This is a genomic window from Pelomonas cellulosilytica (genome assembly GCF_021353265.1).
Classification (GTDB): domain Bacteria; phylum Pseudomonadota; class Gammaproteobacteria; order Burkholderiales; family Burkholderiaceae_C; genus Pelomonas; species Pelomonas cellulosilytica.
On sequence record NZ_JAJTWU010000006.1, the window covers coordinates 285,417 to 306,253 of the forward strand.

The window sequence follows — 20,837 nt, forward strand, 5'->3', positions numbered from 1 at the left end:
GGCCCGGGCTTGGGCCGCGGCAGACCGCCCTCCCCGGCAACAGCGTCACGCTTGCCCACCCGACCCCGCGCCGACCTCGCCTTGAGGCCGTGAAAATGCCGCACATGCGAATTGATTTCATCTCCGACGTCGTCTGCCCGTGGTGCGCCATCGGGCTGCATTCCCTGGAAGCCGCCGCCGCCCGCATCCCCGGGCTGGTGCTGGACCTGCACTTCCACCCCTTCGAGCTGAACCCGGACATGGGACCGGAAGGCCAGGACATCGAGGAACACCTGGCGCAGAAGTACGGCGCCAACGTGGCCCAGTTGGCCGGCACGCGCCAGGCCATCCGCGAACGCGGTGCGGCGCTGGGGTTCGAATTCCGCATGGAGGCCCGCAGCCGCATCTACAACACCCTCGACGCACATCGCCTGCTGCACTGGGCCGGCGAGTCCTTCGGCGCGCCGCTGCAGCGGGCGCTGAAAGGAGCGTTGCTGAAGGCCTACTTCACGGACGGCCGCAACGTGTCCGACCCCGCCGTTCTGCTGGACATCGCCACGGCTTCCGGGCTGCCTGAGGCCCAGGCTCGCCAACTGCTGGCCACCGACCGCTACCAGGCGGAAGTGCGGGACGCCGAGGCCCAGGTGCAGGCCCAGGGCATCCACAGCGTACCGGCCATCGTCGTGAACCAGCGCCACCTGATCCAGGGCGGCCAGTCGGTCGAGGTGTTCGAGCAGTTGCTGCGGCAGGTGCTGGCCGAGCCATCCTGAGACAATCCCGCCCAACCTCCCGAAGCCCGCCGCTGGCGGGCTTCCTGTTTTGCCTGACAACATGTTCAAGAACCTGATCATTTACCGCATCGGCGAGGGCTGGACGGCCGACGCCCACCAGCTGGCCGAGCAGTTGGCCAAGGAAACCTTCCTGCGCTGCGAGCCCACGCAGCCGCTAGCCGTGGGCTGGGCGCCGCCGCGCGGCATCGAGCACGCGCCGCTCGTCGAGGTCGTCGATGGCCACTGGCTCATCAAGCTCAAGCGCGAGGCGCGGCTGCTGCCCTCCTCCGTCGTGCAGGAGCGTGTCGACGAGCTGGCCGAGCACATCGAGGAAACGACCGGCCGCAAGCCCGGCAAGAAGGCCCGCAAGGACCTGAAGGAGCAGGCCCAGCACGAGCTGCTGCCGCGCGCCTTCACGAAGACCTCGGCCACGCAAGTGTGGATCGCACCGAAGGACCGACTGCTGTTCGTCGACGCCGGCTCCAGCGCCCGGGCCGACGAGGTCGTCACGCTGCTGATCCAGGCCAGCCCCGGGCTGTCACTGCAGCTGGTGCAGACGGCCGAGAGCCCCGCCGCCGTCATGGCCGCCTGGCTTATGGACGGCGTGACGCCGGAGGGCTTCCAGATCGAGCGTGAATGCGAGCTCAAAGGCAGCGACGACCAGAAGCCCGTCGTGCGCTACGCCCGCCATGCGCTGGACATCGACGAGGTCCGCGCCCACCTGACCAGCGGCAAGATGCCCACGCGGCTGGCGCTGAGCTGGCGAGAACGCGTGGCCTTCACACTGACCGAGGGCTTCACGATCAAGAAGATCAGCTTCCTGGACCTGGCCTTCGAGGGCCGACCGGAAGCCAGCGGCGACGAGGCCTTCGACGCCGACCTCGCGCTGGCCACCGGCGAACTGGGCCGGCTGGTGCCGGCGCTGATCGAGGGGCTGGGCGGCGAGCATGACTTCGCCGCCGCGGGCACGACGCCGGCAGCCCTGCCGGCCGCCGGGGAACAGGCCGCACCCGCAGCCGAAGAAGCCTTCAGCGAGTCGCCGCCCTGGTGAGGGGGGCGGCGGCGGGCCAATAGCCCCGCGTCGCCAGCTGCCAGGGCGCGAGCTCGCGCCGGCTGACCGGCTGCCCGCCGGCCAGTTGGCCCGCCGTCCACGAGGTGTGCGCCCAGGCGCGCTCGGTGAGCGCGTCCCGCCACGCCAGTAGCGCCGTCATGAGCCCAGGCTGCAGCCAGACGTCCCAGCAGGGTTGCCCGGGCGCCAGGCGCTTCAGGCCCAGGTGGACGGCATCGGCCAGCAGCTTCAGCCGTGCCTCGGCCGCCACGCTGCCGCAGGCGGGCAGCAAGCCACGCAACAGCCGATTTCGCGAGGCCGCGGGACCGGCGGTGACGGTCAGCAGCCGCTGCACCTGCTGCAGTGCCGTGCGCACTGACGTAGCAGGCAGCGGCGCACACAACGGCAGCGCTGGCGCAGCCTGCGGCTGCGTGGCATGGGCCGGGCCAAGCATCAGCACGGCCAGCCGCAGCCATTCGACCGGCGCCAGGCTGGACGTGGGCTCGGCACGCCGCGACAGCGCGAGCACCTCGTCGAAGCTGCGACCGCCCTTGATGCGGTTGACGCGGGCCGACAGCATCGCCAAGTTGGACGCGGCATAGGCACCGTCGTTGTTGAGGCGATCGACCGATGCATCACGGCCCAGGCGTGTGCCGTACGTCAGCGGCTCGCGGGTGACCGGGCAATGGCTGACATCCAGCCGGTGCAGCAGGTCGACGGTCACGTCGGCGGCAACGGCCCGGCCGCGCACCAGCGCCCCCAGCCGCAGCTGCAGCCACTTGCGCACGAACCGGTCGTCCTGCCGCGGGCGCGCGGCCCGGCTCGCGGCAGCGGCTTCGAAGCCCTCTCGCACGGCCGGCGGCCAGCACGGCTGCGGCGGGATGCGGCACAGGCGGTGCAGGTCGTGGCCGAGGCGACGCCCGGCCTCGACCGCGTCCATGGTATCGACGAGATTCACGATGAATCCTCCAGCAACTGGCCACGCCCCGCTGCACGGGGCGCGGCGGCCCGTCAGAAGCCCAGCTTCAGCGTCACCCGCACGGTGCGCGGCTCGGCGGGGTGAACATGCCTGTCGGCCACCGGCGCGACCTCACCGGGCAGCTGCGATTCGTAGAAGTACTCGATGTCGTTGACCTTGCGGTCGGCCAGGTTGAAGACGTCCATCGTCAGCTCCGCCTGGCGCCACAGCTTGCGGGCCACGCGCAGGTTGGTCGTCAGCGACGGGCGCGACCGCACGCTGTTGTCCTCGATGAGCGCGCCCGAGCCGAGATAGCGCCACTGCAAGCTGGCCGACCAGGACCCGAGGTCGCGCAGCGTGACGGCGACGGAGGCGACCTTGTCGACCGCGTTTGGGATTCGACTGCCGGCCGGATCGGCGCCCTTGAAGCGCGCGTGCGTCCAGGCCAGGTCGGCGTCGACCAGCAGCCACGGCACCGGCACGTAGCGGTTGTTCCACTCGATGCCGCGCCGCCGGCTCGGTCGGTTGGCCTCGGTTGCGCCGGCATCCCCGACGTAGACCAGCTCGGAGTCAAAGTCGAGCGTCCACAGCGCCAGCGACGACTGCAGGCCGGGCACCCACTCCGTGCGCGCGCCCAGCTCCAGGCCCCGCGCGGCGACGAGGCCGGGCACATGGTCGACGGCCTCGCCGGTCCTCGGGTCGATGCGGGCCGTGGCGCCCCGCGCATCGTTGCTGTGGAAGCCGCGGCCGGCGTTGAGGAACAACTCGGTCTTCGCCCACGGGCCGACGATGAGCGCGAACTTGGGCGAGTAGAGGTGAGCCGACACCCGGCCCGAGTTGGCCGCGTTCGTCAGGCTGTCGACGCGGAACTGCGCCTGGTCGGCGCGCAGGCCGACGATGCTGCGCAGCCAGGGCGTCAGCTCCACCGTCGTCTGACCGTACACGCCGGCCAGCGACTCGCGCACGTCGTCGTCGCGCGTCGTCGCGGTGATGTGCCGCTCGACGGTGTCGAACAGCCCCACGCGGATGCGGTCCTGGCGCAGCTGCACGCCGAACTCGCTGCGCGCGGGCAGGTCGCCCAGCCGGTGGTCGACGGCATGGCTGGCGTTCAGGCCGTAGACGTTGCGACGGTCCTGCTGCGAGAACTGGTCGCCATCCTCCGGCCGCTCCATCGCATACGTGAAGTTGCTGAAGAGCTGGAGCCGGTAACTCATCGCGTAGGCCGCCACGCGCGTCGCGCCAGCATCGCTGTCACGGTGCCATTCGCCGGACAGGCTGGTGCGGCGCGTCTGGCCGCCGTCGCTCGGATCGATGGCATCGAAGCGGCCGAACGGCCGGCCGTCGACGGTGCCGGCGTGGATCAATCGCTCGGGCACCTGGTCCGTCGAATTCCACCGGGCGTCATAGGCCATCAGGCTGGCGCTCCAGCCTTCGGCCCGTGTGCCGGCCGACAGCGTCAGCACGCCGTTGCTCTTGCGTAGGTGCTCGGGCTGCCTCCACGGACCGTCGTTGTGCTGGGCCTCGATGGCGCCGAGCAGGGTCAGCCCGCCGCCCACTGCGGTGGACGCGCCGCCGACGAAGCGCTGGAACTGCCGCTGCCCCAGCGTCAACGCGACGAAGTTTTCGTCCAGCGTGCGGCGATAAGCGATGTCGGCCGAGCCGGCCGCCGAGAAGTCGCCGTTGCGGGCGAAGTACGGGCCCTTGCGGTACTCGATGCGGTCGACCAGCTCGGGGATCAGGAAGTTCAGGTCCGAGTAGCCTTGGCCGTGACCGTGCGTAGGCATGTTGACCGGTATGCCGTCGACGGAGGTGGCGAAGTCGGTGCCGTGATCCAGGTTGAAGCCGCGCAGGAAGTACTGGTTGGCCTTGCCGTCGCCCGAGTGCTGCGTGACGATGACGCCGGGCACGAACTCCAGCACCTCGCCGGGCCGTAGCGCTGGGCGGCTCTTCAGCAGCTCGGCGCGGATGACGCCCTGGGACGCCGCATCGGCGCTGCCGACGGCGTTGTCGTAGTGGCGGCCGCTCACCTCCACGCGTTCTAGCGGCGTGGCGACGGCCTCGGTGTCAGGCTCGGCAGGCGCGGCCGAAGTGGCCAGCGATAGGCACGCGGCGGCAAACAGCGTCGGCCGCGAAGGGATCTTGGACATGGAAGGTCTCGTGGTTCGGCCTGCGCGCAGGCGCAGGCACTGGCCGTCACGGGCGGACAGGCCAAGGCAAGTGATGGCGCGAAGGATCGGCGGCGGGCCGCCGGGCGGTCGCTCAGCCGCGGGGTGGTGCGAGCAGCGGCGCGACGACGCGATCGCGCCAGTGCTGCAGCGGCGCGGCGGGCCGGCCCCCCCGTGGCGCGACATCCACGGCCAGCGCGCCGGGCAGCCAAGCCAGGAAGGCGGTCACGCCGGGCTCATGCGCCGCGTCGTCACCGCCGTCGCTCAGATCAACGGCGTCCGTCGTGTCCGCCGTGTGCCGGTGGTAGACGCCGCCATGCTGATGCAGCCCGGCGGCCGGCCCGCGGCTCGCCACCCAGGCGGGCGCAGGCGCCTGCAGCCGCGCGTCCTGCGCGGCGTGCAGCCGGTCCAGCACGGCGCGTAGCGGCTGGGCCAGGCGGGTGAACACGTCAGCCCGCGAGGCCGCCGCAGTGTGCACGTGGCGATGCCCGTGGATGCCCGCCACGAGCTGCACGATGCTTTGCAGCGGCAGCACGACCAGCAGCAGCACAAGCAGGCTGGTGCGCGTTCGGCGCAGGAGGATCAACAGGACGGGTGGCACGGGTTTGGCGACGTGAGGGCAGCAGGCCGGGGCGCATCGTCGGGCGCTGCGGTTGCCTGCGTGTGACAGCAGCTGCAGCTTCTACGCAGCCCGGCCGCGTCTGGACGCACGCTGACGTGCGATCACCAGCTCGTGAACGGCCGCACGGCGAGGTTGGCGTTGACGTACCGCCCGTCGCCGGTGACGTCCTCGCCCAGCCATTGCGGATGGGTGAACGCCTGCTGCTCGGACGCCAGCTCGATCTCGGCCAGCACCAGCCCGGCGTTCGCGCCGACGAACTCGTCCACCTCCCAGGTCATGCCATCCACGACGCACAGGTGGCGCACCTTCTCCACGACCGGCCCGTCGCACAGACCCAGCAGCTCGGCGGCATCGGCCAGCGGGATCGGATACTCGAACTCGGCGCGCGTGGCGCCCCGCGTGCGGCCCTTGATGGTCAGCCAGCCCGCCTCGCCGGCGATGCGCACGCGCACGGTCCGCGCGGGGTCTCGGCTGAGGTAGCCCTGGCTGAAACGCGTGGCACTGGCAGCCGCCTGCCGCCACTCGTCGTTGCGGACGAGGAATTTGCGTTCGATCTCGATGCCCATCTGCTGTCGCTCACTGCACGGTGCGGGGCGCGCAGTGTGCCTCAGAGGTCAAGGCGCGGTGGTGAACGACCAGGCCAGGTGCAGCGGCTGGTCAGCCAACGTCGCGTCGAGCTCCACGCGGTAGGTCGTGCCCGCCGCCAGCGGCGCATTCGGCACCAGCGCGGCTTCGCCGCTGTCGAGCACGCCGTTGCGGTCGTTGGCCGCGGTGATCAGCGTCGCGTCGACGGCCCCGCCATCGGTGGCGCGCGTCATGACGAAGCGGCTCACCTGCACGGGCGCCGCCGCGTGGATCGAGGCCGGGTAGCCCTCCACGACGCCAGCTTCCAGCGGCTTCATGTCCGAGCGCTGCATCTGCGCCGGCAGGCTCGTGGCGCCGTCGCGCGGCCAGAAGGCGTAAGTCGCAGCCGGGGTCGGCGGCGTGTCGGCCAGCAGCGCGGCGTCCAGCACCAGCGTCCGCTTGGCCGAGCCGGGCAGTCCCGAGCCGCCCACGCCGAGATCCCGCATGCGCGCGTCCAACAGGAAGACGCGGCCGTACAGGCTGTGCAGCATGTAGTTGACGGCATCCCAGGGCGGCAGCTCTGCATTGGCCGGCACGTCATAACCCAGCATGACCTCGCTGCGCACACGGACGTTCGCCTGGTCGGGCACCGTCACGCCTGCACCGGCCAGGCGCTCGGCGAGCGTCGCGCCGGTGAAGCACGGGCGATCGGGCTGTTCATCCTGCCCAGCGTGGTTGTTGGTCGCGCTGTAGCGGGCATGGGCCTGGGCGGCCGTGTCCAGCGCGGTGTCCCGCACGAACGGCGACAGGCCCACGGTCGTTCGCACTAGATTCAGCAGCAGGAAGACGTTGGTTCGTACCGACGATGCATCGTCGCCGGTGCAGCCCGTCGTCGGATCGGGCGTGGGCTCGGGCACGCCGGACGACGGCGTGCTGGGCGGCGCAACGACGCCGGAGGCCGCCGGCTCCGTAGGAGGCGGCGCGGTCCCGACGGCGGCACCACCGCTGCCACCACCGCACGCGGTCAGCAAGAGGGTCATCAACAGCGCACAGAACGAAACGCCCGGCTGGCGTCGGATGAGGAACATGCAAACTCCGCGGCCGGGTATCGACCAGACATGCACCGGCACAGCGCCCGGCAGTTCCATTGGAGAAGGGCGCGTCCGGCAGCAGGGTCGGCAACCGCTCGCTCGTCTTGTAGGACAGCGCCGGTTTTGCGCGGAGCGGCGTCCCTCAGAAGAGCGCTTGCTGGTCACCCGCCAGTTGGCCGGCCGAACGGGCCTCGATGAGCAGCAGGCGGCGCTTCGTCTCCAGCCCTCCCGGCGCCGAGAAGCCCGTCGGTGCACCGCCCGCGCCCATGACGCGGTGGCAGGGCACGATGGGCGGGAAGGGGTTGTGGCCCGCCGCGCGCCCCACCGCCCGGGCCCCGCCGGGCTGGCCCAAGGCCGCGGCGATCTCGCCGTAGGTGCGCGTCCGGCCGACCGGGATCGTGCGCGTCAGCCACAGCACCCGCCGGTCGAAGTCGGGCAGGCGCCGGTCGTCGAGCGGGATGTCGAGCAGCTCGCGGTGGTCAGGCGTTTCACCGGCCAGCAGCCGCTGCACGGCGGCGATGGCACGCTGCACCGGCTCGGGCGGTGGCGCCTCATGCGCATCGCCGAAGCGCTGCTGCATCAGCGCCCGCAGTGCCGCCACGTCGCCGGCCGGCAGCTGGGAGCCGGCGATCCCCTGCGCCGCATCACCACGCCACGCGATGCCACAGGCGCCGAGGGCCGTGTCGAACACGGCGAACCACACCGGCGCGCGAGGGCTCAACCGCCCTGCCCTCGCCGCGCCGCCGTCGCCTGTGCAGCCACTTCGCGCGGCGGCAGGGTCTTGAGCCGGTGGTCGCTCCACACCTGGCGCCAGCGCCGCGCACCGGGCGTGCCGTTCCACAGCCCCAGCGCATGGCGCATCGCGTACGCCCACGACCGGCCACTGGCGTGCACGCGGTCCAGGTAGTCCAACCAGCGGGCCTCCACGTCGTCGCGGCTCGTGGCGGGGTCACCGGCACCGAAGAAGCGCGAGTCCCACTGCGCCATGCTCCAGGGCTCGTGGTAGGCCTCACGGCCGATCATGACGCCGTCCACCTTCAGCAGCTGTGCAGCGATCTCATCGAGCGTCTTGAGGCCGCCGTTGATGGCGATCGTGAGGCGCGGGAAGTCGCGCTTGAGCTGCGCCACGACGTCGTAGCGCAGCGGGGGGATTTCACGGTTCTCCTTCGGAGACAGGCCTTGCAACCAAGCATTGCGGGCGTGGACGATGAAGACCTCGCAACCGGCAGACGCCACCGTGCCGACGAAATCGCGCACGAATTCGTAGCTCTCGATCCTGTCGATGCCGATGCGGTGCTTGACGGTGACGGGCAACGCCGTCGCGTCGCGCATGGCCTTTACGCAGTCGGCCACCAACTGCGGCTCGGACATCAGGCAGGCGCCGAACGCGCCGCGCTGCACGCGCTCGCTGGGGCAGCCGCAGTTCAGGTTGACCTCGTCATAGCCCCAGCGCTCGGCGAGCCGGGCACAGGCGGCCAGGTCCTCCGGCTCGCTGCCGCCCAGCTGCAGCGCGACGGGATGCTCCTCGGCGTTGAAGTCCAGGTGCCGGGGCTGGTCGCCGTGCAGCAGCGCGCCGGTCGTCACCATCTCGGTATAGAGCAGCGCGTGGCGGGTGATAAGGCGGTGAAAGTACCGGCAATGGCGATCGGTCCAGTCCATCATGGGCGCCACGCTCAGGCGCCAGGGGGAAAAGCCGGTGCCCGGCTGCTGTTCTTGCTTGGAATCCATCCGGACGGTCAACCCACTGCCAAGTAGCGGATTGTGCCTGCCGGGGCTGCGGGAACCGCGTTTGCTCCGCGAAGGCCCCATGCCGAGACGCCTCCGAGCCACTGCAATGCCTACCTCCCCTTCGCCACTCCTGCCCCATTTGCCATGCGCCGATACGTGACGACCGGCGGTCAGCAGGAGCCGCTGCCACACTCGCGCCGCGTGTTGCTGCTGGTGGACTTCATCAACCCGATGAGCTTCATCGGCGCCGACGATCTGGCGCCGCACGCGCTGGCGGCGGCGCGTGCGGCAGCCGCGCTGAAGCAGCGCTTCGATGTCGCGGGCGAGCGCACGATCTACGTCAACGACAACTTTGGCCAATGGCGATCCGACTTCCGAACCCTTGTCCAGCACTGCCGACGCCAGCGCGGCCCCGCCGCACAGCTGGTGCGTCAGCTCTCCCCTGGGGCCGACGACCTCACCGTGCTGAAGCCCCGCCATTCCGGCTTCCACGCGACACCGCTGGAGCTGCTGCTGGAGCAGCTTGGCACACGGCAACTGGTCATCGCCGGGCTCGCCACGGACTACTGCGTGATGTGCACCGCGATGGACGCCTTCGTGCGCGGCTACAGGCTGTGGATCCCGGCGGACTGCACGGCGGCAGAGTCGCCCGAGAAGCACGAACTTGCGCTCGCATGGATGCATGACGCGTTGAAAGCCGACATTCTCCCTGCCGCCCGGCAGCCACTCCGCGCCCGATGACGACGAAGATCATCCTGCTGCGCCACGCCGAGAAGCCATCAGCCGACGGGACCGTTGGCGGGGTGGATGCAAGCGGCAGGCCCAATGACGACGACCTGAGCGTGCGCGGCTGGCAGCGCGCCGGGGCACTGGCGCGCTTTTTCGCACCGGGGGGCGGCAGCCTGGGCGTTCCGAGGGCGCTCTATGCGAGCCGTCCGACCGCCGAGCACCCCAGCCGGCGCGCCGTCAGCACGCTGCAACCGTTGGCCCGGTGGCTGGGCCTGCCGCTGAACCAGAGCTTCACCTGCGGCCAGGAGCCTGCGCTGACACAGGCGCTCGCAACGGACGAAGGGGTGACGCTTGTCGCGTGGGATCACCGCGGCCTGTGCCGCATTGCGCAGGCGCTGGTTGGCGCCGCCGCGCCGGACCATTGGCCCGCTGGCTGCTTCGACCGCTACTGGATCTTCAGCCGCGACGCCGATGGATGGCGGCTGGCGCCGCAGCCCCAACAGCTGCTCGACGGCGACGACTAAACGACCAAGAATTCAGGCGAGATCGCTTAGCGGATGCTCGCCGGCCGGCCACGGGCTCGCGAAGAAGGCGGCCACCTCGGCCGGGTCCACGTCGGCCAGCGTGGGCGGATGCCAGCGCGGCGCATGGTCCTTGTCAACGGCCAACGCCCGGATGCCTTCCACCGTCTCGCTGCGGGCGGCGCCCCGCAGATGAAAGGCGTGATGCACCAGGTCGCGCTCTAGGCGAAGGTCGTCCGCCAGGCTGAGCCCGCGCGCGCGGCGCACCAACTCCAGCGTGACGCACAGCATCAGCGGCGAGCGCTTGAGCAGCGTCTCGTGGGCCTCGCGCGCCCAGTCGTCCTCCGCCGCGGCCAGCGACGCCAGGATGGCCGACAGGCTGGCCTGGCCGAAGTGGCGATCGATGCGGTCCAGCGTGGCCTTCGGCGCAGACGCCGGCGCGAGGTCGGCACGCTCCATGACAGTCGCCACGACGTGCTCGGCGCTCGGCTGGCTGCCGTGGCGCAGGTCGTCCACGAGGGCGGGCCACTGCTCGGCGCGCACGTACACGTCGCCGAGTCCCCACTCCAGCGCGTCGCCGACGGCGATGGCCTGGCCGGTCAGAGCCAGCCACTCTCCCACATGGCCCGGGCACTGCCCGAGGAACCAGCCACCGCCGACGTCGGGGAACAGGCCAATGCCCGTCTCCGGCATCGCGAGCCTGGAGTTCTCGTTGAGCACGCGCAGCTTGGCGCCCTGGCTGATACCCATGCCGCCCCCCATGACGATGCCGTCCATCAGAGCGACATAGGGCTTGGGGTAGTGGTGGATGAGGTGGTTGAGGCGATATTCCTCGGTGAAGAACTCGCCCAGCGCCGAGTCGCCAGCGAGGGCCGCCTGGTGGAAGAAGCGGATGTCGCCGCCCGCGCAGAAGGCCGCCGGTTTGCCGTCGCGACTTGCGCCCAACACGGCGACGGCCTGGATTTCCGGCTGGCCGGCCCAGTGGCGCAGCAACGCCGTCATGTCGCGGATCATCGGCAGCGACAAGGCGTTCAGCGCCTGCGGCCGGTTTAGCGTGATGAGGCCCAGGCAGCCGTTGACGTGGGCCAGGATCTGGCCGTCGGACTGGAGCGTCGGGATCAGGTCGGTCATGCGTTTTTCAGGGCGGTGTCACGGGAGGAAGGAGCCAGGGCCTCGTTGGCGACCAGCGCGGCGAGCACAAGGCTACCGCCAATCAGCGCCGCGTCTCCTGGGTGTTCGCCCGCAAAGGCCCACGCCCACAAGACGCCCAGCAGCGTCTCGGACTGGCCCAGCAGCGCGATTTCATGGCTGGGCAGCTCGCGGGCGAGCCGCACGGCCAGCAGGCACGGGATGGCGAGCTGGAAGACGCCCAGCAGCGCCAGCAGGACCAGGTCGTGCGCGCCGGCCTGCAGCGGCCAGGCCGGCGGCAGCGTGGCGCCGGCCGACATCAACGCGCCGAGCAGCACGGCCGGCAGCATGTCCTGACCGGCGCCCTGCCCCACCTTCTGCAGCAGACACCAGTTGGTGGCGGCAGCCAGCGGTACGCCCAGCGCCACGATCACACCCGCCAGGCGACCGCCAGCACCGGCCTGCTGGCCGAACATCCACGCAATGCCGATGCCGGCCACGACGATGGCGGCCCAGGTGCGCCGGGGAATGTGCTGGCGCAGGAAGGCGCGCGCGAACAGCGCCGTCAGGAGCGGCCCGAGGGACATCGTGACCAACACGTTGGCGACCGTCGTCAGCGATAGCGCCACCATGAAGGCGGTGAACATGACAGCCCAGCAGACGCCCGATGCCCACACGGCCACGCCGCGCAAGGCCGGCCACAGCGCCCGACCCCGTATGGCGCCGAGCAGGACGACCAACGCCGCCGCGTTGAAGGCGCTGCGCCAGAACGTGATCTCGAACCCGCGCGCCGCCTCCAGCTGCCGCGTGACAACGCCCGCCGAACTCCACATCAGCGTGACCAGCAGCATCAGCAAGACGGCAGACCGGTGACTCATGAACGAGCGCCCCTGAAAAGGGGCGCGGGCAATCAACTGGCGAGGGCGCCCCTCTTGGAGGGGGCTGAGCCCGGACATGAGCAGTCCTGACGACGGTTCATGCCCAGCGAAGGACGGGACCTCCAGCGCCCGGCAAGGGGAGCACAGGGTGCCGCGCCGGCATGCGTTGCGAGCTCAAGCTCGCGACGCACGCTTTCTTTCGTTTTCGGTCAGGAAGCGCTTGCGCAGGCGCACGCTCTTGGGCGTGATCTCGACCAGCTCGTCGTCATCGATGAAGTCCACGCCGTACTCCAGCGTCAGGTCGATCGGCGGCGTGACCTTGATCGCGTCTTCCTTGCCGCTGACGCGGAAGTTGGTCAGCTGCTTGGTGCGCGTGGCGTTGACGACGAGGTCGTTGTCGCGGTTGTGGATGCCGACGATCATGCCTTCGTAGACCGGGTCGTTGGGCTTGACGAACATGCGGCCGCGGTCGTCCAGCTTGCCCAGCGCGTAGGTGAAGATCTCGCCGTCGTCCATGGAGATCAGCACGCCGTTCTTGCGGCCACCGATCTCACCCTTGTGCGGCTCGTAGCCGTCGAAGATGGACGAGATCAGGCCCGAACCGCGCGTCAGGTTCATGAACTCGTTGGCGAAGCCGATCAGGCCACGCGCGGGGATGCGGTACTCCAGGCGCACGCGACCGTTGCCGTCCGGCTCCATGTTCAGCATCTCGCCCTTGCGCAGGCCCAACGCCTGCATGACGCCGCCCTGGTGGGTTTCTTCAACGTCGGCGGTCACCAGCTCCATAGGCTCGCTCTTCACGCCGTCGATGTCCTTGAACATCACGCGCGGCTTGGAGACGGCCAGCTCGTAGCCTTCACGACGCATGTTTTCCAGCAGGATGGTCAGGTGCAGTTCACCGCGGCCGCAGACCTCGAAGACGCCGTCCTCGTCGGTCTCGGAGACGCGCAGCGCCACGTTGTGCTGCAGTTCCTTCTGCAGACGGTCCCAGATCTGGCGGCTGGTGACGTACTTGCCTTCACGACCGGCCAGCGGACTGGTGTTGACGCAGAAGTTCATCGTCAGCGTCGGCTCGTCCACCTTCAGCATGGGCAGCGGCGTCGGGTTGGCCGGGTCGGTCACGGTCACGCCGATGCCGATCTCCTCAATGCCGTTGATCAGCACGATGTTGCCAGGGCCGGCTTCCGTGACCTGCACGCGATCCAGGCCGTGGAAGGTCAGCACCTGGTTGATGCGGCCATTGACGGACTTGCCGTCCGGGCCTTCCATGACGGCGACCTGCATGCCGGGCTTGATCGTGCCCTGGCTGATGCGACCCACGCCGATGCGGCCGACAAAGGTGGAGAAGTCCAGCGCCGAGATCTGCAGCTGCAGCGGTGCCTTGGCATCGCCGGACTGGGCCGGCACATGCTTCAGCACCGTGTCGAACAGGGCCGACATGTCGGGGCCCCACTGTTCGCCGGGGGCACCTTCGGTCAGCGAGGTCCAGCCGTTGATGCCGGAGGCGTAAACGACCGGGAAGTCCAGCTGCTCGTCAGTGGCACCGAGGTTGGCAAACAGGTCGAAGGCGGCATTGATGACCGCGTCGGGCTTGGCTCCCGGCTTGTCCACTTTGTTGACGACGACGATGGGCTTGAGGCCCAGCGCCAGCGCCTTTTTCGTGACGAAGCGCGTCTGCGGCATCGGGCCTTCCTGCGCATCGATCAGCAGCACCACGCCGTCGACCATCGACAGCGCTCGCTCCACTTCACCGCCGAAGTCCGCGTGTCCGGGCGTGTCGACGATGTTGATGTGCGTGCCGCCCCAGCTGACCGCACAGTTCTTGGCCAGGATGGTGATGCCCCGCTCGCGCTCGATGGCGTTGCTGTCCATGACGGTATCGACGACCTTCTCGTGGTCGGCGAACGTGCCGCTCTGGCGCAGCAGCTGGTCGACCATGGTGGTCTTGCCGTGGTCGACGTGGGCAATGATGGCGATGTTGCGGATCGGGGTGGTCATGGGACTTCTCGGGGTGGAACGTGTACGGTCAGCCTTGGCGGTGCGTCAGGCGGCGAGGATCGCCTGCACTTCAGGCGGTGTCAGCAGGCGATCGGGAATGAGTTCGCCGGCGGTGATGTGGGCGCTGCCGAGGAAGGCGCGCGGCTCGGGGCCGTAGACGCGCACGCGCTCGGCGTCCGGCGCCTCCACGCGGCGTCGAAGGCCGGACAGGAAGCGCACGGCATCTGCCATGTTCAGGCGCAGCTCCGGCGTATCCAGCAGCAGGCGGTCGGGCGAGGTCAGCAGGCCGGCACGCTGCTCGTCCGGCAACGCCTCGATCTGCGCGAGCGTGACGCTGCCCTCCAGCGTCAGCGCGCCGGACCCGGTGCGCCGCAGCGCCGCGAGCGAGGCACCACAGCCCAGCGCCGCGCCGATGTCCTCGGCCAGCGTGCGGATGTAGGTGCCCTTGGTGCAGCGAACGTCCAGCGTCACGGTGCCAGCGTGCATCGCGACGATGTCGATGGCGTGAATCGTCACGCGGCGGCTCTTGCGCTCGATCTCGATGCCCTCGCGGGCGTATTCGTACAGCGCCTTGCCTTCGTGCTTGAGCGCCGAGTACATCGGCGGCATCTGGTCGATCTCGCCGGTGAAGGCGCCGCAGGCCGCGGCGATCTGCTCGGCCGTGATGCCGTCGGGATCGCGGCGCTCCAGCACCTGCCCTTCTGCATCGCCCGTCGTCGTGCGGATGCCCAGCGCGAGCGTCGCGAGATAACGCTTGTCGGCATCCAGGCTCAGCTGGCTGAACTTGGTCGCCGCGCCGAAGCACAGCGGCAACAGGCCCGTGGCCAGGGGATCAAGCGTGCCGGTATGGCCGGCCTTCTCCGCACGCAGCAGCCACTTGGCCTTCTGCAGCGCGTCGTTGCTCGACAGGCCCAGCGGCTTGTCGAGCAACAGCACGCCGTGCAGCGGGCGGCGCTGGATGCGTTGGCGGGGCGGGCGGGCCGCGGCGACGACCTCAGTCATTCGGTTCCTCGCCCTCGTCCGCCGCCCGCGTGGCGTTGGCCCTGCTGATCAGCGCGCTCATCTCAGCCGCACGCTCGGTCGTGCGATCGAACTGAAAGTGCAGCGTCGGCACGGTGTGGATCTGCAGTCGCTTGAACAGGCCGTTGCGCAGGAAGCCGGCAGCCTCATTCAGCGCCTCCTGCGTCTCGGCAGGGTCGCCGATCAACACCGAGAAGAACACCTTGGCGTGGGCGTAGTCGGGCGTGACCTCGACCGCGCTGATCGTGGCCATGCCGATGCGCGGGTCCTTCAGCTCGCGGATGAGCTCGGCCAGATCACGCTGGATCTGGTCGGCGACGCGGAAGCTGCGATTGGGGATGGCGCGTTTGTGTTTCATGGTGCGATCTCCTGAAAGAACAAACCCCGCCCCGAGGGGCGGGGTTCACCTTCAGAGTGAAGCGTTACAGCGTGCGGGCCACTTCCTTGATTTCGAAGAACTCGAGCTGATCACCTTCCTTGATGTCGCTGTAGTTCTTGAGCTTGATACCGCACTCGAAGCCTTCCTTGACCTCGCGCACGTCATCCTTCTCGCGCCGCACCGATTCCACCTCACCCGTGTAGATGACGGTGTTGTCGCGCAGCAGGCGGAAGCGCGCGCCACGGCGGACCAGGCCGCTGGTGACCATGGAGCCGGCCACCGTGCCGATCTTGGAGGCGACGAACACGACGCGGATCTCGGCCGTGCCCAGTGCTTCTTCGCGCTGCTCGGGCGCCAGCATGCCGGACATCGCCTTCGTCACGTCGTCCACAGCGTCGTAGATGATGCTGTAGTAACGCAGATCGACAGCATTGCCCTCGGCCAGCTTGCGCGCGCCGGCATCGGCCCGCACGTTGAAGCCGATGATGACGGCCTTGGACGCGATGGCCAGGTTGACGTCGCTCTCGCTGATGCCGCCGACCGCTGCGTGGACGATCTGCACCTTGACCTCGGCGTTGCTGAGCTTGAGCAGCGAAGCGGCGAGCGCTTCCTGCGAGCCCTGCACGTCGGCCTTGACGATGAGCGGCAGCACCTGTGCCTGGCCTTCGCCCATGTTGTCGAACATGTTCTCGAGCTTGGCGGCCTGCTGCTTGGCCAGCTTGACGTCACGGTACTTGCCCTGGCGGAAGGTCGCAACCTCGCGGGCGCGGCGCTCGTCGGACAGCACCATGAACTCGTCACCGGCCTGCGGCACTTCAGTCAGGCCCTGGATCTCCACCGGGATGGACGGGCCAGCCTCGGTGCTTGCCTTGCCGTCCTCGTCGAGCATGGCGCGCACGCGGCCGTAGGTCGAGCCGGCCAGCACGACGTCGCCGCGCTTGAGCGTGCCGCTCTGCACCAGGACGGTGGCGACCGGGCCGCGGCCCTTGTCCAGCTTGGCTTCGATGACCAAGCCCTTGGCCATGGATTCCACCGGCGACTTCAGCTCCAGCACCTCGGCCTGCAGCAGCACCTGCTCCAGCAGCTCGTCGACGCCCTGGCCGGTCTTGGACGACACGCCGATGAAGGGCGAATCACCGCCGAAATCTTCCGGTACGACCTCTTCGCCAACCAGCTCGCTCTTCACCCGCTCGATGTTGGCGTCGGGCTTGTCGATCTTGGTCATCGCGACCACGATGGGCACGCCAGCGGCCTTCGCGTGGTGGATGGCTTCCTTGGTCTGCGGCATGACGCCGTCATCGGCTGCACAGACCAGGATCACGATGTCGGTTGCCTTGGCACCGCGAGCCCGCATCGCCGTGAAGGCCGCGTGACCCGGGGTGTCCAGGAAGGTGATCATGCCGCGCGGGGTTTCCACGTGGTAGGCGCCGATATGCTGCGTGATACCGCCAGCTTCGCCAGCCGCAACACGCGAGCGGCGGATGTAGTCCAGCAGCGAGGTCTTGCCGTGGTCGACGTGGCCCATCACGGTGACGACCGGCGCACGCGGCAGCGCTTCGTGCTGCTGCTCGGCGCTGGCGCCCTCTTCTTCCAGGAAGGCGTCCGGGTCATCCAACTTGGCGGCCATCGCCTTGTGGCCCATTTCCTCGACCACGATCATGGCCGTTTCCTGGTCCAGCTGCTGATTGATGGTGACCATCTGGCCCAGCTTCATCAGCTGCTTGATGACCTCGGCAGCCTTGACCGACATCTTGTGGGCCAGGTCAGCCACCGAGATCGTCTCGGGGACATGGACCTCGATAACCTGCTGCTCGGCCGGCGGCGTGAAGGTGGAGCCGCCTTCATCGCGGCCACCACGACCACCGCGGCCGCCGCGGGCCGGCGCACGCCAGTTGCCGCCGCCCGGACGACCAGCGCCGGCAGGGCCAGCGCCGACGGTCTTGATGCCACGCTTCTTGGCGGCATCGTCGGCCCAGCTGGACGACAGCTTCTCGGACTTGACCGACTTCTTGTCGCCCGGCTTGGCGCCCGCACCGGCCGGTGCGGCAGCGGCCGGCGTCGGAGCCCCGGCCTTCTTGTGGATGGTGCCCTTGATGCCCGCGCCTTCGGCCGGCTTGGGTTCTTCCTTCTTGGCCGCGACGAGCACCTTCTTCGGCGCGTTCATCATCGCGCGGATCTTGGCAGCCTCATCCTCGGCGGCCTTGCGGCGGCGGGCCAGGTCGTCTTGCTTCTGCTTCTCTTCGGCAGCGGCATCGACGGCCTTGACGACGCGCAGCGCCGGCTTGGGCGGCTCGACAACGGGCGCCGGCGCGGCGGCTTCTGGCACAGGGGTCGGCGCGGGCGCCGGCGCAGCCACAGGCTCAGGCGCCGGGGCGGACTTCGCGGTCCGCTTGGCAGCGGCAGCCTTGTTGATCGCGGCGGCTTCGGCGGCGGCAGCGGCGGCGCTGCGGGCACGCGTCTCGGCCTGCTCGTCCGCCTTGCTTTCGGCCTTGGCCTGCGCGGCCTGCTGAGCCTGGGCGGCGGCTTCAGCGGCGGCGGCCTCGGCGGCGGCGCGGGCTGCTGCTTCGGCAGCAGCTGCTTCGGCAGCGGCCTTCGCGGCCGCGGCTTCGCGGGCTGCGCGCTCGGCCTCCTCGCGGGCCTTCACCTTGGCTGCAAGTTCTTGTTCCTGCACACGCAGGGCCTCCGCCTGGGCCTGGGCCTCTTCTTCGCGACGGCGCAGCTCGGCGTCATCGGGGCCGGCAGACGCCTCGTCAGAGGCATCGTCACGCTTGACGAAGGTGCGCTTCTTGCGCACTTCGACCTGGATGGTGCGGGCCTTGCCAGAGGCATCGGCCTGCTTGATCTCGGTGGTCGACTTCTTGACGAGGGTGATCTTCTTCCGCTCGGTGCCTGCGGTGCCGTGGGTGGAGCGCAGGTGGTCGAGCAGGCGTTCCTTGTCGGTCTCGCTCAGCGAGTCGTCAATGGAAGACTTCTTGACGCCCGCGGCTTGCAGCTGCTCCAGCAGCGTGCCGGCCGGCTTGTTCAGCTCGGCAGCGAATTGGGCGACGGTAGTCACGGCCATGGGTGGGGGTCCTTCAAATTGCTTTCGGTGCGGCGCGGCGTTCAATGCGGATCAGTCGTTGAACCAGTGTTCGCGGGCCTTCATGATCAGCGCGCGCGCAGCCGCTTCGTCCAGGCCGGACAGGTCGACCAGCTCGTCCACGGCCAGGTCGGCCAGGTCGTCGCGGGTGTTAATACCGCCTGCTGCGAGCTTGGCGAGCAGTTCGGGCGAGATGCCTTCCAGGTCGCGCAGGTCTTGCGAGACCTCCTCGACCTTCTCTTCCTTGGCGATTTCCATCGTCAGCAGCGCATCCTTCGCACGGGTGCGCAGCTCGGTGACGGTGTCCTCGTCGAAGGCCTCGATCTCGAGCATTTCCTGCATCGGCACGTAGGCGACTTCTTCCAGGCTGGTGAAGCCTTCGGCGATCAGGATGTCGGCCACCTCAGCGTCCACGTCGAGTTTCTCGACGAAGAGTTTGCGGATGCCTTCGGTTTCCTGCTCCTGCTTGGCCGCCGATTCCTCAGCCGACATGATGTTGATGCGCCAGCCGGTCAGCTCGGAGGCCAAGCGCACGTTCTGTCCGCCACGGCCGATGGCGATCGCGAGGTTCTCCTCGTCGACCACCACGTCCATCGCGTGCCGCTCTTCATCGACCACGATGGACTGCACGTTCGCCGGGGCCAGCGCGCCGATGACAAACTGCGCCGGGTCCTCGCTCCACAGCACGATGTCCACACGCTCGCCGGCGAGCTCGTTCGTCACCCCGTTGACACGCGAACCGCGCACACCTACGCAAGTGCCGATCGGGTCGACGCGGCGGTCATGGCTGACGACGGCGATCTTGGCGCGCGAGCCGCTGTCGCGGGCGCAGCTCTTGATCTCCAGCAGGCCCTGCTCGATCTCAGGCACTTCCTGCGCGAAGAGTTCCTTCATGAACTCGGGCGAGGAACGCGACAGCATGATCTGCGGGCCGCGCTGCGTCGGGTCCACGCCGAGGATGACGGCACGCACGCGGTCGCCGGTGCGCAGGTTCTCTTTCGAGATCATCTCGCTGCGCTTCAGGCGGCCTTCCACGCGACCGCTCTCGACAATGATGTCGCCCTTGTCCAGGCGCTTGACGGTACCGACGAAGATCTTCTCGCCGCGCGACATGAAGTCGTTCAGCAACTGCTCACGCTCCGCGTCACGGATCTTCTGCAGGATGACCTGCTTGGCAGCCTGTGCACCGATACGGCCGATGGGCACAGACTCGACCGGTTCCTCGATGTGGTCGTCCACCTCGATGTCGGGAATCTGCTCCTGGGCTTCGAACAGCAGGATCTCGGCGTCGGCGTTCTGCAGGCCGGCCTCGTTGGGGACGACGTGCCAGCGGCGGAAAGTCTCGTAATCGCCGGAGTCACGGTCCACGCTGACGCGAATGTCGGCCTCACCGCCGTAAATCTTCTTGGTGGCCGAGGCCAGTGCGGCTTCGACCGCACCGAACACGACATCGCGCTCCACGCTCTTCTCGCGCGAGATCGCGTCCACCAGCATCAACATTTCGCGGTTCATTGCTTGAGACCTCCGTCAACCTTGTCTTGGCCGGGCGCCACCTCGAGAGGTTCGCCCGCTTGTTTCTTGGGAGCCGCCGCCTTCGGCATCTTCTTGGGCTTGATCACGCCCCGCTGGCCGGGCTTGCGGTCCGGCGCACGTTCGCCGCCTCGGCCCTTGAAGCTGATCACCGGCACGAGACGCGCGTCGCGCACCTCTTCCAGCGTGAAGTCCAGCGCCTGCTCGGCTGCACCGTCATCGAACACGATGCGCCAGGCCTGATCGCTGGCCACGTCCGGCTGCGTGCCCAGCACGCCGCGGTACTTCTTGCGTCCTTGGAACGACAGCTTCAGCGTGATGTCGATTTCCTGGCCGACGAAGCGCGCATAGTGCGCTGCGTTCCTCAGCGGCCGGTCGAGCCCCGGCGAGGACACCTCGAGCCGGGCGTAATCGAAGCCTTCGACCTCCAGTACGTACTGCAGCTGGCGGGTCACCTTCTCGCAGTCGTCCACCGTGATCAACTCGCCAGCATCGGCCTGGGCCGGCAGCTTGTCGATCGTCACGCGCAGCAGTCCGCCGGCACTGCGTTCGCAGTCCACGAGGTCGTAACCGAGGCCGGTCACGGTCGTTTCCACAGCGGTTTGCCAACTCATGCGGGATGCGCGTTCCTGATTCAGGGAAGAAAAACG

General features: G+C 69.1%; 18 protein-coding genes and 1 pseudogene. 4 read left to right on the top strand and 15 right to left on the bottom strand.

Annotated elements, in window-relative coordinates; genetic code table 11:
• Nucleotides 1-104 precede the first annotated feature (104 nt).
• Together LXT13_RS16695 and LXT13_RS16700 are read left to right on the top strand one after the other, a co-directional pair.
• Nucleotides 105-749 carry a DsbA family oxidoreductase gene (locus LXT13_RS16695; RefSeq protein ID WP_419964681.1) on the top strand — a complete coding sequence of 215 codons (645 nt, stop codon included), beginning with the start codon at nucleotides 105-107 and terminating at the stop codon, nucleotides 747-749.
• Nucleotides 750-810: 61 nt separating this feature from the next.
• Nucleotides 811-1,800, top strand: coding sequence for a recombination-associated protein RdgC (locus tag LXT13_RS16700; RefSeq protein WP_233373092.1), 990 nt, complete (start codon nucleotides 811-813; stop codon nucleotides 1,798-1,800).
• On the opposite strand, the gene LXT13_RS16705 is transcribed toward LXT13_RS16700, so the two are convergent.
• The 7 genes from LXT13_RS16705 to dusA form a co-directional block, all read right to left on the bottom strand.
• A complete protein-coding gene (locus LXT13_RS16705; RefSeq protein WP_233373093.1) occupies nucleotides 1,778-2,755 on the bottom strand; it encodes a hypothetical protein in 978 nt (325 codons plus the stop codon). The genes LXT13_RS16700 and LXT13_RS16705 overlap by 23 nt on opposite strands.
• A gap of 53 nt (nucleotides 2,756-2,808) precedes the next feature.
• Nucleotides 2,809-4,902 carry a TonB-dependent receptor gene (locus tag LXT13_RS16710; RefSeq protein WP_233373094.1) on the bottom strand — a complete coding sequence of 698 codons (2,094 nt, stop codon included), beginning with the start codon at nucleotides 4,900-4,902 and terminating at the stop codon, nucleotides 2,809-2,811.
• 112 nt (nucleotides 4,903-5,014) lie between these two features.
• Nucleotides 5,015-5,521 (bottom strand): hypothetical protein, encoded by a 507-nt coding sequence (locus tag LXT13_RS16715; RefSeq protein ID WP_233373095.1) that lies wholly within the window; start codon nucleotides 5,519-5,521, stop codon nucleotides 5,015-5,017.
• Nucleotides 5,522-5,643: 122 nt separating this feature from the next.
• A complete protein-coding gene (locus LXT13_RS16720; RefSeq protein ID WP_233373096.1) occupies nucleotides 5,644-6,108 on the bottom strand; it encodes a CYTH domain-containing protein in 465 nt (154 codons plus the stop codon).
• Between the two features lie 48 nt (nucleotides 6,109-6,156).
• The gene (locus LXT13_RS16725; protein ID WP_233373097.1) at nucleotides 6,157-7,194 is read right to left on the bottom strand and encodes a CAP domain-containing protein; all 1,038 of its coding nucleotides are present in this window, start codon (nucleotides 7,192-7,194) and stop codon (nucleotides 6,157-6,159) included.
• A gap of 145 nt (nucleotides 7,195-7,339) precedes the next feature.
• Nucleotides 7,340-7,918, bottom strand: coding sequence for a methylated-DNA--[protein]-cysteine S-methyltransferase (locus tag LXT13_RS16730; protein ID WP_233373098.1), 579 nt, complete (start codon nucleotides 7,916-7,918; stop codon nucleotides 7,340-7,342).
• Entirely contained in the window at nucleotides 7,915-8,925 is a 1,011-nt protein-coding gene (gene dusA, locus LXT13_RS16735; protein ID WP_233373099.1) for a tRNA dihydrouridine(20/20a) synthase DusA, read from the bottom strand. Before dusA ends, LXT13_RS16730 begins: the two co-directional genes overlap by 4 nt.
• A 144-nt stretch (nucleotides 8,926-9,069) precedes the next feature.
• Here dusA and LXT13_RS16740 point away from each other — a divergent pair, with 144 nt between their 5' ends.
• On the top strand, nucleotides 9,070-9,666 hold the full coding sequence (locus tag LXT13_RS16740; RefSeq protein ID WP_233373100.1) for a cysteine hydrolase family protein: 597 nt from the start codon (nucleotides 9,070-9,072) through the stop codon (nucleotides 9,664-9,666).
• A complete protein-coding gene (locus LXT13_RS16745) occupies nucleotides 9,663-10,178 on the top strand; it encodes a hypothetical protein (RefSeq protein WP_233373101.1) in 516 nt (171 codons plus the stop codon). The genes LXT13_RS16740 and LXT13_RS16745 overlap by 4 nt, the downstream gene beginning before the upstream one ends.
• A gap of 12 nt (nucleotides 10,179-10,190) precedes the next feature.
• Here LXT13_RS16745 and LXT13_RS16750 read toward each other — a convergent pair whose 3' ends face one another.
• From LXT13_RS16750 to rimP, 8 genes and pseudogenes are all read right to left on the bottom strand, one after another.
• Nucleotides 10,191-11,306 (bottom strand): enoyl-CoA hydratase/isomerase family protein, encoded by a 1,116-nt coding sequence (locus LXT13_RS16750; RefSeq protein ID WP_233373102.1) that lies wholly within the window; start codon nucleotides 11,304-11,306, stop codon nucleotides 10,191-10,193.
• Entirely contained in the window at nucleotides 11,303-12,181 is an 879-nt protein-coding gene (locus LXT13_RS16755) for a DMT family transporter (RefSeq protein WP_233373103.1), read from the bottom strand. The genes LXT13_RS16750 and LXT13_RS16755 overlap by 4 nt, the downstream gene beginning before the upstream one ends.
• Before the next feature lie 174 nt (nucleotides 12,182-12,355).
• On the bottom strand, nucleotides 12,356-14,179 hold the full coding sequence (gene typA / locus LXT13_RS16760; RefSeq protein ID WP_233373104.1) for a translational GTPase TypA: 1,824 nt from the start codon (nucleotides 14,177-14,179) through the stop codon (nucleotides 12,356-12,358).
• Nucleotides 14,180-14,224: 45 nt separating this feature from the next.
• Nucleotides 14,225-15,181, bottom strand: a complete 957-nt coding sequence (truB, locus tag LXT13_RS16765; RefSeq protein ID WP_233373105.1) for a tRNA pseudouridine(55) synthase TruB — start codon at nucleotides 15,179-15,181, stop codon at nucleotides 14,225-14,227.
• On the bottom strand, nucleotides 15,174-15,557 hold the full coding sequence (rbfA, locus tag LXT13_RS16770; RefSeq protein WP_233373106.1) for a 30S ribosome-binding factor RbfA: 384 nt from the start codon (nucleotides 15,555-15,557) through the stop codon (nucleotides 15,174-15,176). The genes truB and rbfA overlap by 8 nt, the downstream gene beginning before the upstream one ends.
• Before the next feature lie 64 nt (nucleotides 15,558-15,621).
• Nucleotides 15,622-18,639, bottom strand: coding sequence for a translation initiation factor IF-2 (gene infB, locus LXT13_RS16775; protein WP_233373107.1), 3,018 nt, complete (start codon nucleotides 18,637-18,639; stop codon nucleotides 15,622-15,624).
• Between the two features lie 51 nt (nucleotides 18,640-18,690).
• On the bottom strand, nucleotides 18,691-20,169 hold the full coding sequence (nusA, locus tag LXT13_RS16780) for a transcription termination factor NusA (RefSeq protein ID WP_233373108.1): 1,479 nt from the start codon (nucleotides 20,167-20,169) through the stop codon (nucleotides 18,691-18,693).
• A gap of 140 nt (nucleotides 20,170-20,309) precedes the next feature.
• A pseudogene (gene rimP, locus LXT13_RS16785) lies at nucleotides 20,310-20,801 on the bottom strand (ribosome maturation factor RimP); the annotation flags it as partial.
• Between the last annotated feature and the right edge of the window lie 36 nt (nucleotides 20,802-20,837).

Bases quoted from the DNA above. Each gene is read 5' to 3' on its own strand.
- LXT13_RS16740 (WP_233373100.1), top strand. From the start codon at position 9,070: ATGCGCCGATACGTGACGACCGGCGGTCAGCAGGAGCCGCTGCCACAC.
- typA (WP_233373104.1), bottom strand. From the start codon at position 14,179: ATGACCACCCCGATCCGCAACATCGCCATCATTGCCCACGTCGACCAC.
- LXT13_RS16695 (WP_419964681.1), top strand. From the start codon at position 105: ATGCGAATTGATTTCATCTCCGACGTCGTCTGCCCGTGGTGCGCCATC.
- infB (WP_233373107.1), bottom strand. From the start codon at position 18,639: ATGGCCGTGACTACCGTCGCCCAATTCGCTGCCGAGCTGAACAAGCCG.
- LXT13_RS16720 (WP_233373096.1), bottom strand. From the start codon at position 6,108: ATGGGCATCGAGATCGAACGCAAATTCCTCGTCCGCAACGACGAGTGG.
- LXT13_RS16725 (WP_233373097.1), bottom strand. From the start codon at position 7,194: ATGTTCCTCATCCGACGCCAGCCGGGCGTTTCGTTCTGTGCGCTGTTG.
- LXT13_RS16700 (WP_233373092.1), top strand. From the start codon at position 811: ATGTTCAAGAACCTGATCATTTACCGCATCGGCGAGGGCTGGACGGCC.
- LXT13_RS16750 (WP_233373102.1), bottom strand. From the start codon at position 11,306: ATGACCGACCTGATCCCGACGCTCCAGTCCGACGGCCAGATCCTGGCC.
- LXT13_RS16755 (WP_233373103.1), bottom strand. From the start codon at position 12,181: ATGAGTCACCGGTCTGCCGTCTTGCTGATGCTGCTGGTCACGCTGATG.
- LXT13_RS16745 (WP_233373101.1), top strand. From the start codon at position 9,663: ATGACGACGAAGATCATCCTGCTGCGCCACGCCGAGAAGCCATCAGCC.
- truB (WP_233373105.1), bottom strand. From the start codon at position 15,181: ATGACTGAGGTCGTCGCCGCGGCCCGCCCGCCCCGCCAACGCATCCAG.
- rbfA (WP_233373106.1), bottom strand. From the start codon at position 15,557: ATGAAACACAAACGCGCCATCCCCAATCGCAGCTTCCGCGTCGCCGAC.
- LXT13_RS16710 (WP_233373094.1), bottom strand. From the start codon at position 4,902: ATGTCCAAGATCCCTTCGCGGCCGACGCTGTTTGCCGCCGCGTGCCTA.
- nusA (WP_233373108.1), bottom strand. From the start codon at position 20,169: ATGAACCGCGAAATGTTGATGCTGGTGGACGCGATCTCGCGCGAGAAG.
- dusA (WP_233373099.1), bottom strand. From the start codon at position 8,925: ATGGATTCCAAGCAAGAACAGCAGCCGGGCACCGGCTTTTCCCCCTGG.